Below are 15,762 nucleotides of genomic sequence, written 5' to 3' on the forward strand. Positions count from 1 at the left end.
AAATTTAAATAAGATTTTTGAATAATCATTAAAATTTATAATTATAATTATCAACAGTAATTAAATTTTAAAAAAAACCAGTCCAAATAATTTTATCGTAACCCATAATTATGATTTTTTGCATAATTATCAGCTTCTTTCGTTTGAACCATATCGACTTGAAAATCTCTAGCTCTTAAAATCCTTGTCCATGGAAAGCTATATCCTGTATTTAATGACTTTACCAAGACTCTTGACTTTTCGCCATCATCCATGAATTCTAAAACTAAATAAATATCATCTGGACTTTCATCTTCAAGTAACGTATGAAATTTAACAATTTGTCCAGCTCTATTAGGAATAAAAATATTTTTATTAGCATCCTTTAAATAAAACTTTTGCCCTTCACTGTTAAGATATATATCAAGCATTTCTGTTTGTATTATATCAACTTCTAACAAATAAGCAAACACACAACTAATTTCCCTTGTCTTCTCAGTACAAATTTTAACTTTAGATTTCTCACCTTTTTCAAAAAACTCTAAAACAACATGCAATTGATTTTGCGACGAATTTATAAATTTAACCATTTGACCTCTTCTACTTGGTATCATATTTTATTGTTTTAAACAAAATTATCATATAAACCAACAGTAGTCAACATACAATAAGTATCATCTTACTATATTTAGTATTTAAATAAAAACTAATTTAATGATTTGGTATGCAAGAAAATCTAGCGATGATGGAAAAGGAATGAATAAGGGAATTCTTTTTCATGAAGGAGGACACTATTCTCGAAATAAACAACATGCAAAAGAATATGTTGAATCTCTTGGTCTAAAATGGGAAGAAGAATTAAAAACCATTAATACTAAAGACGAATGGTTTTATTTTACTGATTGGGAAGAACTAGATGAAGAAGAGTTTTATGATTTTGATGGGAACACACATAAACGATGTCACAACTGTAAACATGTAGTAAGAATATTAACCGAAATGAATCTTTGTAAAAATTGTAACGTTTATACTTAATAAAAACATTAACCAAATTAACATTGTAAAATGAGAACAATAAAGAAAGAACTTTATGCCATTTACAAAGATAAAAATCACATGGGCAATGAAAGAGGTGATTCAAAAGAAGATGCTATAAAATCCTATTTAATTGCAGCAGACTTAGAAGACTACATCTACAACATAGAATTAACAAATCAGTACACTGCTGTCATAGCAATAAACGGAATACATCATTATACGATAAAACTACACTAAACATCGTAAAACTACTTCCTATCCCCTAAAATACTCCATACACTTAATTGCAGGATTTGTTTTTCGGTTTTTAAAACTATGCGCAAAACTGCTTACTATTAAAATAATAGCAGCCACTAGCGCTGCATAAGCAACAGTACTATTAGCATCGTTATTGGCAACATAAATAGCAATTAAAGCCCACGCACCCACAAGTGCAAACTCGCGCATGTTTCGTTTCCAGGTCACTGCTATATTTATTATGGTTGCTATTACTATTAATAAAACGGTCCAAAATGTTGGAGACAATCCAAAACCGTCCCAATTATATTTTACTAAAACTGCAGAGACGTTAGCAATACTAGCTACCGTAATCCAACCACTATAAATTACAAAAGGCCACCATAAAAACACAATTACAGAAATTGGAGCATCAAATAGTTCCATTTTATTTTTAAGCACTATTTGTAATAGAGAGAATAGTATAATAAAGATAAATATTGAGGATAGTAAGGTGTAACCGTAAATCCATGTCACAATCCAAGCACAATTAGCAATACAGGAGACTAAAAACCACCAACCTGTTGTTAAAATAAAAGCGTCGTCTCTAACCTTTACAAATAAACTACGTCCTTGATAGACTATAAACCCTGTTAAAAACAGATAGATTAATCCCCATATTGAAAACGCATAACCTGCTGGAGTAAATAATGTATTATAGTCTTTAGAAATCGCTCCTATGGTTGTGTTATTTAATAAACCTGTATTAGATAAATAGTTCATTACAATAACACAAACAAATGCAATACCGTTAATTATTTGTAGTAATTTTTTCATACTTATAATATACAAAAAATTAAAAAAATGGTACGCACAAAAAACGAAATCTATTTTTTAATTATTACCAAAGCCCATAGCAAACAAGATTGCTAATTATAAGTTTAAGCGCCAACCAACTCCCAAAGCTCCACAACTTCTTCAGCACGCCAATTTTGGTCACGCTTTGTTTTATCTTAACAACAAATTAAACTATCTTTGATACTATCAAATGATAGTATCATGCAAAAACCACCATACGAGATTACCTCAAAAATTCTAAAATTGATTAGCTCAATTTCAGAAAAAATTGGTACTATAAATGCAAATTATATAAATAAACCCTCTCCAACTTTAAGAAAGCAGAATAGGATTAAAACTATCCATTCCTCTTTAAAAATAGAAGGCAATACCTTATCTGAATCTCAAATAACGGCATTACTGGAAAACAAAAAAGTGGTTGGCCCTAAAAAAGATGTGCTTGAGGTTTTAAATGCAATTTCGGTTTATAATAATTTAGAAAGCTACAAACCAAATAATGAAACCTCTTTTTTAAAAGCGCATACTGTTTTAATGGATGGTTTAGTAAAAAAACCAGGAACCTACAGAACCGAAAGTGTTGAGATTGCAAAAAACGATATTGTTGCGCATATTGCTCCTCCATATAAAAATGTGCCTTTTTTAATTAAAAACCTCTTCGATTATATAAACAACGATGATGAAATAGACTTGATAAAAAGCTGCGTGTTTCATTATGAGTTAGAATTTATTCATCCTTTTCTAGATGGTAATGGTAGAATGGGACGTTTATGGCAAACTGTAATTCTAATGGAAAAATATCCTGTTTTCGCTTACATTCCATTTGAAACATCTATTAGCAATGACCAAAAAAGCTATTATAACGTTCTTGGAGCATGTGATAAATTGGGGAGCTCGACAAAATTTATTGAGTATATGTTAGGTATAATTGATACCTCGATTAACGATTTACTTAATTTCAACAATAGAACTTTTACCACAATAGATAGGTTGCAACATTTTATAAGTTTAAATAAAACCGAGTTTTCTAGAAAAGATTACATGAGCATTTTTAAAGATATCTCTTCTGCGACAGCTAGTCGTGATTTAAGAAAAGGAATTGAATTGAATCTGTTTCAAAAAACAGGAGAGAAAAACAAAACTATTTATTTAATTACTTAATTCTATAACTAATCATTCACCAATTCCCAAAGTTCCACAACTTCTTCAGCACGCCAATTTTGGTCACGCTTTGTTTTATCTGAAGCCAATTTCACTTTACGTGTTAAACAGTTTTCCAATTTAAAACGTCCACCTTCGGCAAGTTCCTTTTTTATAGGATGTTCTTTTGCAACCTCAGTAATTTCTGCCATATTAGAGAATATAATAACCAACTTACCATCTGGTAATAGTCTCTTTTTAGCTTCAGCAAAAAACTCTGGAAATAGGTTATCGTTATAATAAATAGCTTCGTCATTTTTATCTAAATCGTGAGCAGCAGGTAACCAAGGTGGATTAAAAACAATCAATTCGGTTTGTTTTTCAAACTTTCCAAAAAGAGGCGCAAAATCTAGTTCTATTTTTCTAGACATTTTAGTATCTCCTAATGTCTCTGCTAAGCCAACAATAGCATTTGGGTTTGTATCTGTACCAAACACTTTTTGAAAACCATGTTTTACCATTTGAAAAGACAACACACCAGAACCAATACCAACATCTATTACAGATTTTTTTGGTCCTTCGTAACGCTTTAACCAATTATCGAACAGTATTAAATGATCGAATCGTGTTGGAAAATACACACCATAAAAAGGATGTATTTTGTTTCGTAATACAGGAAGTATAATTCCGTTTTTATGCCATTGCCAAGCACTATTTAGTCCTTGTACTTTAGTAAATGGTAATAAAAAATTATCATCTTCTGGATATAATTCTTTTAACCAACCAATAGCAGGTGCTTTTTTAACGGTTAATTTATGGTCAACAATTTTTATATAAATAAGCTTTGCTAATTCTTTATAAGCCAAACGATAATCGCGCTGCTCTTGAAAAGTCTCGTTAGGAAACTTTCCGTTTAAGTGCTTGTGTAACGCTTTAAGCAAATCTAAACCGTTGCTATAAAATTCTGTTATCATTACAGGTTTACCAGCTTCTAATCCTTTAATCGTACGATTAATGTTAATAGAGCGATTAAACTGCACTAATGGCTGTTCTGGTAAAAAAGGTGCTGGTTTATTTATAATTATATCAGAAATCATAGGTTGTATGCGTTAAATTGAATTGCAGAATAATGCTATTAGCAAGACGTACTATTAAATAATGTTTTATTGAAACTTAGAGACTAACGTCTCTTATTATTAGACTTAGATTTAAACTTTGCCTTATTCTTCCTTTGGTTAAAAGGAACATTAGGCACAGCATCGTTAAAGGTGTTTTTAGCATCACCTTTAGGTTTGTTTTTACGCCATTTGTCGGTTTTTTCCGGAAGTAATACTTTTAGTAAATCTTCACGACCTAATTTGTTTAACGTCTTTTTAATCCAAGCTTTATTTTCGTCTTTATACCAAAAGAAAAAACGATGTTGCTCGTCTTTCTCTTTTTGCGAAATAGGTGTATTTACTTTTTTAAGCGTGTATGGATGGTAACCACTATAATAAATTACAGTTGCAACCGTCATTGGTGTTGGTGTAAAACCTTGCACTTGCTCTAACTGGAAACCAAGATCTTTAGTTTCGGCAGCTAGATTTGCCATATCTTCAACTTCGCAAGCAGGATGATTAGATATAAAGTATGGTATTAATTGAAGCTTTAATTTCTTAGCGACATTAATTTTATCGAAACGCTCCTTAAACTTATGGAAGTATTTAAAAGAAGGCTTGCGCATTAGTTTTAAAACAGGATCACTAGTATGTTCTGGAGCCACTTTTAGTCGTCCAGAAACGTGCTTAGTCATTACCTCTTCGGTATAAGCATCTAATTCTTTTGGATCTGCATTTTTATTAAATTCTGGCACTAACATATCATGTCTAATTCCAGAACCAATAAACGATTTTTTAACCTTTGGATGCTTATCAACCGCTTGATACAATTCGGTTAATGGCTTATGTGATGTATCTAAATTACTACATATTACTGGCGAAATACAAGAAGGTGCCACACACTTGTCGCAAATAGATTGTACTTTACCTTTCATTTGATACATGTTGGCACTTGGTCCACCAATATCTGACAAATAGCCCTTAAAATCTGGCATATTAGCCACAGTATCTACTTCTTTTAAAATAGATTCTTGGCTACGAGACGCAATAAACTTTCCTTGGTGTGCCGAAATGGTACAAAAGCTACAACCACCAAAACATCCTCTATGAATGTTAATGGAGAACTTTATCATCTCGAACGCAGGAATTGGTCCACGCTTATTATATTTTGGATGTGGTAATCTTGTATATGGTAAATCGAAAGACGCATCAATTTCAGCTTCCGTCATAGTAGGATACGGCGGATTTATCATCAAGGTCTTATCTCCTACTTTCTGAAAAATACGCCTTGCAGCCAATTTATTAGATTCCTGCTCGATTACTTTAAAGTTAGAAGCATATTTCTTCTTGTCCTTTAAGCACACTTCATGCGATACAATTTCTACATCTTCCCAATTTGCATTTTTAGGTATTGCTTCGTCTTTATCTAAAAGAACAGCCGTTTGTAGTACCGTATTTATACTGCTAAAAGGTACTCCTTTTTCTAATAAACGCACAACTTCTCGTAAAGGTTGCTCACCCATACCGTAAACCAACATATCTGCTTTAGAGGTTTCTAAAATAGAAGGCATTAATTTATCACTCCAAAAATCGTAATGCGTTACACGACGTAACGATGCTTCAATACCACCAATTAAAACAGGAGTATCTGGCCATTTCTCTTTTAATATCTTAGAATATACAGATGTTGCATAATCTGGTCTAAAACCAATATCTCCATTTGGAGTATAAGCATCTTTATCTCTTTTCTTTTTATTAGCATTATAATTGCTAATCATAGGATCCATACAACCACCAGTAACACCAAAAAACAATTTTGGTTTACCCATTTTAACAAAATCCTGAAGATTATCTTTAACGTTAGGTTGTGGAACAATTGCTACACGCAAGCCAAAACTTTCTAACATACGCCCAATAACTGCTGGACCAAACGTTGGGTGATCTACATAAGCATCACCACTAAACAGGATAACATCTAGTGCTTCCCATCCGCGTATTTTCACCTCTTTATTAGTGGTAGGTAACCAATCTGAAAGTTTTAATTCTTGCATAACGCTGCAAAAATAGACAAAAAATGGCTCTTATCTATTATTATAAAAGGCTTTAGCTTAAAATTATGAGGTATCTTTTTATATAAATAAAAAACAATTGTCCTATTATGCTCTACCGTTTTGTGTTTTAGCTAAGAAATAAACAATGTGATGTAGTTATAAACAGTTGGTTTTCAAAAATGAGAAGGTAATTAACAAAGCTGCAAAACATATCAACAAAGTTATCAAATAAAATACGCCATACTATTTGGTAATCAATAAGATTGTCGTAAATTTGCAAACTCTTTTTAAGAGAGGAATGTTTAATTATAAAATTTAAAAATTGTGGATACAATAAGCTACAAAACCATTTCAGCCAATAAAGCTACTGTCGATAAGCAGTGGGTTTTAATTGATGCTGATGGTCAAACTTTAGGGCGTATGTGCTCTCAAGTCGCAAGACTTTTAAGAGGTAAGCACAAGCCAAGCTTCACACCTCACGTTGATTGTGGAGATAACGTAATCGTTATCAACGCAGAAAAAATCATCTTAACTGGAAACAAGTGGAATGACAAATCGTACATTCGTCACACAGGTTACCCAGGTGGTCAAAGAAGTTTAACTGCTACTGAATTGTTCGGAAAAGATCCGTCAAGATTAGTAGAGAAATCTGTAAAAGGAATGTTACCTAAAAACAAATTAGGAGCAGCTCTTTTCAGAAATTTAACTGTTGTTACAGGAACTAAGCACGCTCACGAAGCGCAAAAGCCTACAGTAATTAACTTAAACGAATTCAAGTAATGGAAGTATTACACAAAATTGGTCGTCGTAAAACGGCTGTTGCTCGTGTTTACCTTAAAGAAGGTAAAGGACAAATCACGATTAACAAAAAAGACATTAAAGACTACTTCGATACAGCTACGTTACAGTACAAAGTAAACCAACCGTTAGTATTAACTAACAACGAGGATACTTTTGACATTAATGTAAATGTATTTGGTGGTGGTATCACTGGTCAAGCAGAAGCTATCCGTTTAGCAATCTCTCGTGCAATGTGCGAATTAGATGCTGAACATAGATTAGTTTTAAAGCCAGAAGGTTTATTAACAAGAGACCCAAGAATGGTGGAACGTAAGAAATTCGGACAGAAGAAAGCCCGTAAAAAATTCCAATTCTCGAAACGTTAATATTATCCTTCAACAGTATTGGAAATTTGTTTTTCATTTTTTCAATAGTGTTGAAAACACAAAAAAAATAAAACAGTTATTGTTGTCCATGTGTCTTTAAATTAAAGCACAGGATTTAGTCTAGCATCTAAATAATTAAGGCGAATTTTAATAAATGACCACTTAATTATTGCTAATTCAACAGAACGTAAACTATTACAAAATGGCAGTAGAAGTAAAAGAATTACTTGAAGCAGGTGTACACTTCGGTCACCTTACACGTAAGTGGGATCCAAACATGGCTCCTTACGTATATATGGAGCGTAACGGTATCCATATTATCAATTTATACAAAACAGCAGCTAAGATGGACGAAGCTGGAGAAGCTTTAGCGAAAATCGCAGCCTCTGGTCGTAAAATCTTATTTGTAGCTACAAAAAAACAAGCAAAAGACATCGTCGCTGAAAAAGCGGGAGGTATTAACATGCCTTTTATCACAGAAAGATGGCCTGGTGGAATGTTAACTAACTTTATTACTATTAGAAAAGCAATCAAGAAGATGGCTACTATTGATAGAATGAAGAAAGATGGAACATTTTTAACTTTATCTAAAAAAGAACGTTTACAAGTTGATCGTTTAAGAGCTAAGTTAGAAAAGAATTTAGGTTCTATTGTTGACATGACTCGTCTTCCAGCAGCTTTGTTTGTTGTAGATATTAAACGTGAGCATATCGCGATTAAAGAAGCACAGAAATTAAACATTCCTATTTTTGCAATGGTAGATACTAACTCTGATCCACGTCAAGTAGATTACGTTATACCATCAAATGATGATGCTTCTAAATCGATCGATAAAATTTTAACGCATGTTACTGAAGCTATTACTGGTGGATTAAATGCGCGTAAAGCTGAAAAAGATGCTAAAGCAGAAGGTAAAACTGAAGCTAAAGTTGAAAAAGCGGCTCCAGCTAAAACTGAAAAAGCAGCAGCTAACGAAGAAGAAGAATAAAACAATAAAATTATTACAAATAAAGTCGTTTAGTTCTTTCTTAACAGAAATTAATTAAACGACTTTTTTAAATTATATTTACTATGAGTGATGTAAAAATTTCAGCAGCAGAAGTAAACAAGTTAAGAAAAGCTACTGGTGCAGGTATGATGGATTGTAAAAAAGCCTTAGTGGAAGCTAAAGGTGATTTTGATGAAGCAATCAACGTATTACGTAAAAAAGGTCAAAAAGTTGCAGAAAAGAGAGCTGACAGAGATTCTTCTGAAGGTGCTGCTGTTACAAGAATTAATGCAGACAATACTGTTGGTGTTGCTATTGTATTAGGATGTGAAACAGATTTCGTTGGTAAAAACGAATCTTTCTTAGCATTAGCTGGACAATTTGCTGATATCGCTATCAACTTTGATAACAAAGAAGATTTCTTAGCTGCAGACTTTGGAGGTATGACAGTAGCCGAAAAATTAGTTGAACAAACTGGTGTTGTAGGTGAGAAATTAGAAATCAATGCATTCGAGAGATTAGAAGCTCCTTACGTTGGTACTTACGTTCATATTAATAAAATTGGTGCATTGGTTGGTTTATCTCAAGCAGAAGAATCAGTGGCTAAAGATGTAGCAATGCAAGTCGCTTCTATGGGAGCAACTTCTTTATCTTACAAAGGTTTTGATGCTTCTTATGTAGCAAACGAAACTGAAGCAAGAATTGCAGTTATAGAAAAAGATAATATTGAATTAGGGCGTTTAGGTAAAACACTTAAAAACGTACCTCAATATATTTCTATGGCTCAATTAACTCCTGAAGTTATGGCTAAAGCAGAAGAAGATGCTAAAGCACAATTAGCAGCAGAAGGTAAACCAGAAAAAATCTGGGGAAATATTTTACCAGGTAAAATGGATCGTTTTGTTAGCGATAACACTACTTTAGATCAAGAACAATGTTTACTTGACCAAAGATTTATTAAAGACGAAAAGCAAACAGTTGCAGCTTATGTTGCATCTAAAAACGTTGAAGTAACTGCTTTTAAACGTGTTTCTTTAGGATAATAAATGCTCTCTGTTATTCCTAACGTAAGCTAAGAATCTCAAACAAACATTTAAAATAAAAAACCACTACTCTATTTTTAGAGCTAGTGGTTTTTTTTATGCTTAAAAACACTTAATTTTGCGTAACTAAAATTTCCGCGAAAGCGAAAATAACACACAGCGACATTCAACATGAAATACAAAAGAATCCTCCTAAAACTATCTGGTGAAGCCCTAATGGGAAATCGCCAATATGGTATTGACCCAGAACGTCTAGCAGAATATGCACAAGACATTAAAGCTGTAACAGAAAAAGGTATTGAAGTTGCCATAGTAATTGGTGGTGGAAATATTTTTAGAGGTGTTGCAGGAGCTATGAATGGTATGGATCGCGTTCAAGGCGACCACATGGGAATGTTAGCAACTGTTATAAACGGTTTAGCATTACAACAAGCACTAGAAGATGCAGATGTAAAAACACGTTTACAAACCGCTATTAAAATTAATGAAGTTGCCGAGCCTTTTATTAGAAGAAAAGCAATGAGTCACCTACGCAAAGGACGAGTAGTTATTTTTGGAGGAGGAACAGGTAACCCATATTTTACTACAGATTCGGCAGCCGTTTTAAGGGCTATTGAAATTGAAGCAGATGTTATTTTAAAGGGAACTCGAGTAGATGGTATTTACAATACGGATCCAGAAAAAGATGCTACTGCAATAAAATTTGATCATATTACTTTTGACGATGTCTTACGTAAAGGCTTAAAAGTTATGGATACGACAGCTTTTACATTAAGTCAAGAAAACGATTTACCTATTATAGTTTTCGATATGAATACAAGAGGAAACTTAATGAAAGTAGTTACTGGAGAAAACATTGGAACTCAAGTAAGTTTATTACCAAAAGCAAGTAAGTAACATAAAACCTTAGAAATTGATAAATTTGTATCCGTTTCTAAAATTGTTTACTTTAGTATTTAAATTAAGAGATATACTACTATCTAATTAAGTTTAATAGGCCTGATAAAATTCGGCTTAATTCTTGAATAAAGTATAGTAGTAACAAAAATTTTAACAATGAACGAAGACATTCAATTTATTATAGATAGCACTAAAGAGTCTATGGAAAATGCTATCCAACACCTTATTAAACAATTCTCTAACATACGTGCTGGTAAAGCTAGTCCTGCAATGTTAGGTAGTGTTATGGTAGATTACTACGGTTCTCAAACACCATTAGCACAAGTAGCAAATGTTAACACTCCAGATGGTAGAACCATTACTGTTCAGCCTTGGGAAAAAAATATGATTCAACCTATTGAAAAAGCAATTCAAATTGCAAATCTAGGTTTTAATCCAATGAATAATGGAGACATACTTATTATTAGTGTCCCACCTTTAACTGAAGAGCGCAGACGCGATTTAGCTAAGCAAGCAAAATCTGAAGCAGAAGATGCTAAAGTTGGTGTTCGTAATGCAAGAAAAGAAGCTAACAACGATATTAAAAAAGTTGAAGGCGTATCTGAAGATTTACAGAAGAATGCAGAAGCAGATGTGCAAACACTTACAGATGCTTCCTCTAAACGGATTGAAGAGATCTTAGCAAGCAAAGACAAAGAAATAATGACGGTTTAAACGTTAAAAGCGACTTAATTGTCGCTTTTTTTTATACGAGGACTATTAACTTTATCGTTTATATAATTATGAGCTATCTAAAATCCATATTCCTCTTGTGTGCTTTATTGTTTTCTACAATAGGTATATCGCAAGATTATAAGTTTATTCCTGAAGATCAAGAACGTTTAACAGATGATCAGGTTAAAACCTTGCAAATCATGATTACTCCGGATGTTTTACTATTTAACGAAAAAGGTAAAATTCTTCCAATGTCTAATATGGAATTAATGGCTAATCCAGATTACAAACCATTATTTTATGCTAACGATGAAGGGAAAATTAAATCTGTAATATTTCAGAAAAAAAGTAATCATCCTGTTTTAATTAAAAAAAATCCTGAAGCAGATTTCGCAAAAGGAGAAAAAGCACTTGATTTTATTGTTACAGACTTAGAAGGAAACACAATTAAACTTTCAGAATTAAAAGATAAAGTGGTTGTTTTAAACTTTTGGTTTACAAAATGTGGTCCTTGTGTTGTAGAAATGCCAAAATTAAATGAACTTGTAAAAGAGTATGAAGATAAAGATGTTGTTTTTTTAGCAATTACATTTAACAAAGAAGGTATTGTAGAAAATTTTCTATACGAAACAGACTTTAATTACACTATAGTTCCAAATGCAAACGATGTTATTAACATGTATGGTGTACAAAGTTACCCAACCAGTATTGTAATTAATAAAAAAGGAGAAATAGTACTTAAAGAAATTGGATACAGAACAAACATTAAAAGCGTTCTTTCTAAGGCTATTAAAAACCAACTAAAATAATTTATGCGCAACCTTTGGTTATACACGCTTTTCTTTTGTTGTGCATTTATATTAAATGCCCAAACACCAGAAAAAGATACCGAAAAACCACAGGACTCTACAAAGTCTAGTGTTCTTTTAAAGCAAATAGGTAATGGTTTTTTTCCTACTAAGCTTTGGAATTTCGACTTACGCTATTTAGTTAAGTTTAATCAATATGAAGGCTTTAGAACTGGATTAGGAGGTGTAACTAACGATGAATTTTCAAAAAACTTTAGAATAGATTCTTATGGTGTGTATGGATTTAGAGATCATCGTTTTAAATACAAACTTGGTGGTGGTTTTCTTTTAAATGAAAAAACTAAAAGTTGGCTTAACGTTTCTTACACAGATGATTTAATGGAAACTGGTAGCTCTAATTTTTTAACCGATGGCAGAACATTCTCTTTTTTCGAGCCACGTTTGCTTAATATTAGTTTGTTTCATAAACACATTACTTCGGCTATATCTCTTGAACACGAAATAAACCCAAAGTTAATTACAGAGACAGAAATTGCTATTAGTAACATCACTCCAACTTACGACTATAACTATATTCTTAACAATACATCTTACAACTCTTTTGAAACAACAACTGCTAAAGTTGCTTTGCAATGGAGTCCTTTTGTAGAATATGAAACTGTAGACAGTAAAACAAAAACTACAGTAGATGGCTACCCTAAATTCACTCTACAATACAGTAAAAGTTTTAGAAATGTTTTTAATGCAGATTTTAATTTTTCGAAGTTAGATTTTAGGACCATTCATAAAGTTATACATAATAAGGATTCTCATACCATAGGAACTTTTTCTTTAGGCTTAGCCCACGGAGACACTCCACTAACGCATTTATATCACGCATACCCAAACAATATTAATAAAGAAACAATTTTAAATCGTTTCTCTGTGGCTGGAATTAACAGTTTTGAAACTATGTTTTTTAACGAGTTTTTCTCAGATAGGTTTGCAACTTTAGTCGTTAAACACTATATCAAACCCTTTCATATTAGTAATTATTTTAAACCACAACTGGTTTTAATTACACGTTATGCTGTTGGAAATATGAATAATATTGCGAGACATGAAAATGTTAGTTTTGGAACTTTAAAAAGTGGTTATACAGAATCTGGTATCGAATTAAATAAGCTACTACTAGGTTTTGGGTTAAGTTTCACTTACCGCTACGGTGCATATCATCTACCTAAAGAGGAAGATAATATTGCTCTTAAATTCACTTTTAATATTACATTATAATTTCGAAAAATCTATAGGTTTTCCCTACCTTTGAAGCTCCTTTTAAAGCATCATGGCGAAACAAAAAAAATCGAAATTTTGGGACATAGTGGCTAGACTAATTTTACGTAATAAAATTGGTATTCTTTTAGGCATTATAATAATTACTATTCTATTTAGTACACAATGGAAATACATGCGCTTCACTTATACCGAAGCAAACCTATTACCAGACGATCACGAAGTAAATATTGAGTATAACAACTTCTTAGATGTTTTTGGAGAAGAAGGCAACCTTATTGTTTTAGGTGTTAAAGACTCTACTCTTTTTACTGTCGAAAAATTAAATGCCTGGAATGCGCTTTCAGATAGTTTTAGAGCTTCAAACGAAGTAGAAAGTGTTGTATCTATTAAAGATTTACAAAAACTTGTAAAAAACACTAAAGAGCAAAAGTTCGATTTAGAACCTTTTATTAAAGATTCGGTTAAAACTACTGCTCAAATAGAAATACTTCAAGACGAGCTTTTTAACAAATATCCTTTTTACGATAACTTCTTATTTAATAAAGAAACAAAAACAGTAAGAACGGCTATTTACCTAAAAAAAGAGTTGGTAAATACACCTGCGAGAAAAGATTTTGTTATTGAAACTTTAATGAAAAAGGTTAAGGTTTTTGAAGACACCTACAAACTAGATGTTCGTGTTTCTGGAATGCCATATATAAGAACTTTAAATGCTCAAAATATTGTAGATGAAATTGGTCTATTTGTTCTAGCTGCCTTAGGTATTACATCTTTTATATTCTTTTTATTCTTTAGATCTTTTCGTGCCACATTTATTTCTCTAATAGTTGTTTGCGTTGGTGTAATGTGGACACTAGGAATACTTGGTCTTTTAAAATACGAAATCACGGTTTTAACAGCTTTAATTCCGCCACTTATTATTGTAATTGGGATTCCTAATTGTATTTTCTTAATAAATAAATACCAACACGAAGTAAAATTACATGGTAACAAAGTAAAATCACTACAACGTGTAATTACAAAAGTTGGTAATGCAACGTTAATGACTAACGTTACAACTGCCTCCGGGTTTGCTACTTTTATTATAACAGAAAGTAAGTTATTAAAAGAATTTGGAGTCGTAGCATCGCTTAGTATATTAGCTATATTTATACTTTGCTTACTTATCATACCAATTTTATACACTTTCTTACCTTACCCAAAAGAACGCCATTTAGAACATTTAAATAAAAAATGGATTGGTGGTTTTGTAGATTGGACTGTGCGTATGGTAAAAGAAAAACGCATTGCAATATATGCAACTTCTTTAGGATTAATAATAGTTTGCATTATAGGTATTTACAAAATTAAAGTTTCGGGTAGTTTAATAGAGGATATGCCTAAAAATGCAGAATTCTTTAGTGATATTCGTTTTTTTGAAGAAGAGTTTAACGGTATTATGCCAATGGAAATTATGGTAGATACCAAGCGTAAAAAAGGAGTTATGAAATCGACGACCTTAAAACGCATGGAACAAATTGAAGATTTAATTACAGAAACACCAGAGTTATCTCGACCAATCTCTGTTGTTAGTCTTGTTAAATATTCTAAGCAGGCTTACTATAATGGTAACCCTAAATATTATCAGCTACCAACAAAACAAGAAGAGGCCTTTATTTTACCTTATGCTAAAAACTCTACCTCTGGAGAAGGTAATCTATTAAACAATTTTGTTGATTCTACAGGACAATATGCTCGTATTACTACATTTATGAAGGATATTGGAACCGATAAAATGGAACGTATCGAAGAGAATCTTCTTAATAAAATAAATAATGTTTTCCCTAAAGAAAAATACAATGTTAGTATTACAGGTAAAGCTTTAGTTTTTCAGAAAGGAACAACCTATTTGGTTAACAATTTAGCCTTATCGTTATCACTAGCGATATTACTTATTTCGCTATTTATGGCTTATATGTTTCGTTCTTTTAGAATGATTATTGTATCGCTAATACCTAATTTATTACCATTAGTTGTAACCGCTGGATTAATGGGTTACTTAGGTGTCCCAATTAAGCCATCTACTATATTAGTATTTAGTATTGCTTTTGGAATATCAGTAGATGATACTATTCACTTTTTAGCAAAATACAGACAAGAATTACAAGCTAATAACTGGAAAATTAAAAAGTCGGTTTATGCCGCATTAAGAGAAACTGGTGTAAGTATGTTCTATACTTCTATTGTTTTATTCTTTGGCTTTTCAGTCTTTACTATTTCTAGTTTTGGTGGTACTGTTGCATTAGGAGCTTTGGTTTCGGTAACATTATTATTCGCTATGTTATCTAACTTGCTATTATTACCATCACTATTATTATCTTTAGAACGTAGTATTGCTAATAAAGAAACACTAAAAAAACCTTCAATAAATATTATTCCTATTGAAAATGATTCTGATGAAAAATCTGAGGAAACGGAATAATAAAACGAGGTAAAAAATTATATTTGCTAT

Annotated in this window: 16 protein-coding genes; 12 read left to right on the forward strand and 4 right to left on the reverse strand. The window is 32.0% G+C overall.

Features of this window, described 5'->3' with window-relative positions; all coding sequences use genetic code 11:
• Window positions 1-92: 92 nt before the first annotated feature.
• Window positions 93-593, reverse strand: coding sequence for a hypothetical protein (locus Q0935_RS03535; protein ID WP_299382467.1), 501 nt, complete (start codon window positions 591-593; stop codon window positions 93-95).
• A gap of 100 nt (window positions 594-693) precedes the next feature.
• Between Q0935_RS03535 and Q0935_RS03540 the strand changes: the two genes are divergently transcribed.
• Window positions 694-1,014, forward strand: a complete 321-nt coding sequence (locus Q0935_RS03540; protein WP_299382469.1) for a hypothetical protein — start codon at window positions 694-696, stop codon at window positions 1,012-1,014.
• 30 nt (window positions 1,015-1,044) lie between these two features.
• On the forward strand, window positions 1,045-1,254 hold the full coding sequence (locus Q0935_RS03545; RefSeq protein WP_299382471.1) for a hypothetical protein: 210 nt from the start codon (window positions 1,045-1,047) through the stop codon (window positions 1,252-1,254).
• Between the two features lie 18 nt (window positions 1,255-1,272).
• Here the strand turns inward: Q0935_RS03545 and Q0935_RS03550 are convergent, their stop codons facing one another.
• The gene (locus tag Q0935_RS03550) at window positions 1,273-2,070 is read right to left on the reverse strand and encodes a tryptophan-rich sensory protein (protein ID WP_299382473.1); all 798 of its coding nucleotides are present in this window, start codon (window positions 2,068-2,070) and stop codon (window positions 1,273-1,275) included.
• Window positions 2,071-2,292: 222 nt separating this feature from the next.
• Between Q0935_RS03550 and Q0935_RS03555 the strand changes: the two genes are divergently transcribed.
• The gene (locus Q0935_RS03555) at window positions 2,293-3,249 is read left to right on the forward strand and encodes a Fic family protein (protein WP_299382475.1); all 957 of its coding nucleotides are present in this window, start codon (window positions 2,293-2,295) and stop codon (window positions 3,247-3,249) included.
• An 8-nt stretch (window positions 3,250-3,257) separates the two neighbouring features.
• Here Q0935_RS03555 and Q0935_RS03560 read toward each other — a convergent pair whose 3' ends face one another.
• Together Q0935_RS03560 and Q0935_RS03565 are read right to left on the reverse strand one after the other, a co-directional pair.
• Complete coding sequence (locus tag Q0935_RS03560; RefSeq protein ID WP_299382477.1) at window positions 3,258-4,325, reverse strand: methyltransferase; 1,068 nt, start codon at window positions 4,323-4,325, stop codon at window positions 3,258-3,260.
• A gap of 83 nt (window positions 4,326-4,408) precedes the next feature.
• Complete coding sequence (locus Q0935_RS03565) at window positions 4,409-6,376, reverse strand: YgiQ family radical SAM protein (RefSeq protein WP_299382480.1); 1,968 nt, start codon at window positions 6,374-6,376, stop codon at window positions 4,409-4,411.
• A 324-nt stretch (window positions 6,377-6,700) separates the two neighbouring features.
• Here Q0935_RS03565 and rplM point away from each other — a divergent pair, with 324 nt between their 5' ends.
• From rplM to Q0935_RS03610, 9 genes are all read left to right on the forward strand, one after another.
• The gene (rplM, locus tag Q0935_RS03570) at window positions 6,701-7,156 is read left to right on the forward strand and encodes a 50S ribosomal protein L13 (RefSeq protein ID WP_055435952.1); all 456 of its coding nucleotides are present in this window, start codon (window positions 6,701-6,703) and stop codon (window positions 7,154-7,156) included.
• Window positions 7,156-7,542: a 30S ribosomal protein S9 gene (gene rpsI, locus Q0935_RS03575; RefSeq protein WP_299249579.1), complete on the forward strand. Its 387-nt coding sequence runs from the start codon at window positions 7,156-7,158 to the stop codon at window positions 7,540-7,542. The genes rplM and rpsI overlap by 1 nt, the downstream gene beginning before the upstream one ends.
• A 202-nt stretch (window positions 7,543-7,744) precedes the next feature.
• On the forward strand, window positions 7,745-8,530 hold the full coding sequence (gene rpsB / locus Q0935_RS03580) for a 30S ribosomal protein S2 (RefSeq protein WP_055435954.1): 786 nt from the start codon (window positions 7,745-7,747) through the stop codon (window positions 8,528-8,530).
• A gap of 83 nt (window positions 8,531-8,613) precedes the next feature.
• A complete protein-coding gene (tsf, locus tag Q0935_RS03585; RefSeq protein ID WP_299249573.1) occupies window positions 8,614-9,573 on the forward strand; it encodes a translation elongation factor Ts in 960 nt (319 codons plus the stop codon).
• 171 nt (window positions 9,574-9,744) lie between these two features.
• Entirely contained in the window at window positions 9,745-10,470 is a 726-nt protein-coding gene (gene pyrH / locus Q0935_RS03590; protein WP_299249570.1) for a UMP kinase, read from the forward strand.
• Window positions 10,471-10,629: 159 nt separating this feature from the next.
• Window positions 10,630-11,187, forward strand: coding sequence for a ribosome recycling factor (gene frr / locus Q0935_RS03595; RefSeq protein ID WP_299249567.1), 558 nt, complete (start codon window positions 10,630-10,632; stop codon window positions 11,185-11,187).
• A gap of 68 nt (window positions 11,188-11,255) precedes the next feature.
• Complete coding sequence (locus Q0935_RS03600; RefSeq protein ID WP_299249564.1) at window positions 11,256-11,996, forward strand: TlpA disulfide reductase family protein; 741 nt, start codon at window positions 11,256-11,258, stop codon at window positions 11,994-11,996.
• Between the two features lie 3 nt (window positions 11,997-11,999).
• Window positions 12,000-13,268, forward strand: coding sequence for a DUF5686 family protein (locus tag Q0935_RS03605; protein WP_299249561.1), 1,269 nt, complete (start codon window positions 12,000-12,002; stop codon window positions 13,266-13,268).
• Between the two features lie 52 nt (window positions 13,269-13,320).
• Window positions 13,321-15,732, forward strand: coding sequence for an efflux RND transporter permease subunit (locus Q0935_RS03610; RefSeq protein WP_299382485.1), 2,412 nt, complete (start codon window positions 13,321-13,323; stop codon window positions 15,730-15,732).
• The last annotated feature ends 30 nt before the right edge of the window (window positions 15,733-15,762 follow it).

The organism is uncultured Lacinutrix sp., assembly GCF_947500605.1.
Lineage (GTDB): Bacteria > Bacteroidota > Bacteroidia > Flavobacteriales > Flavobacteriaceae > Lacinutrix.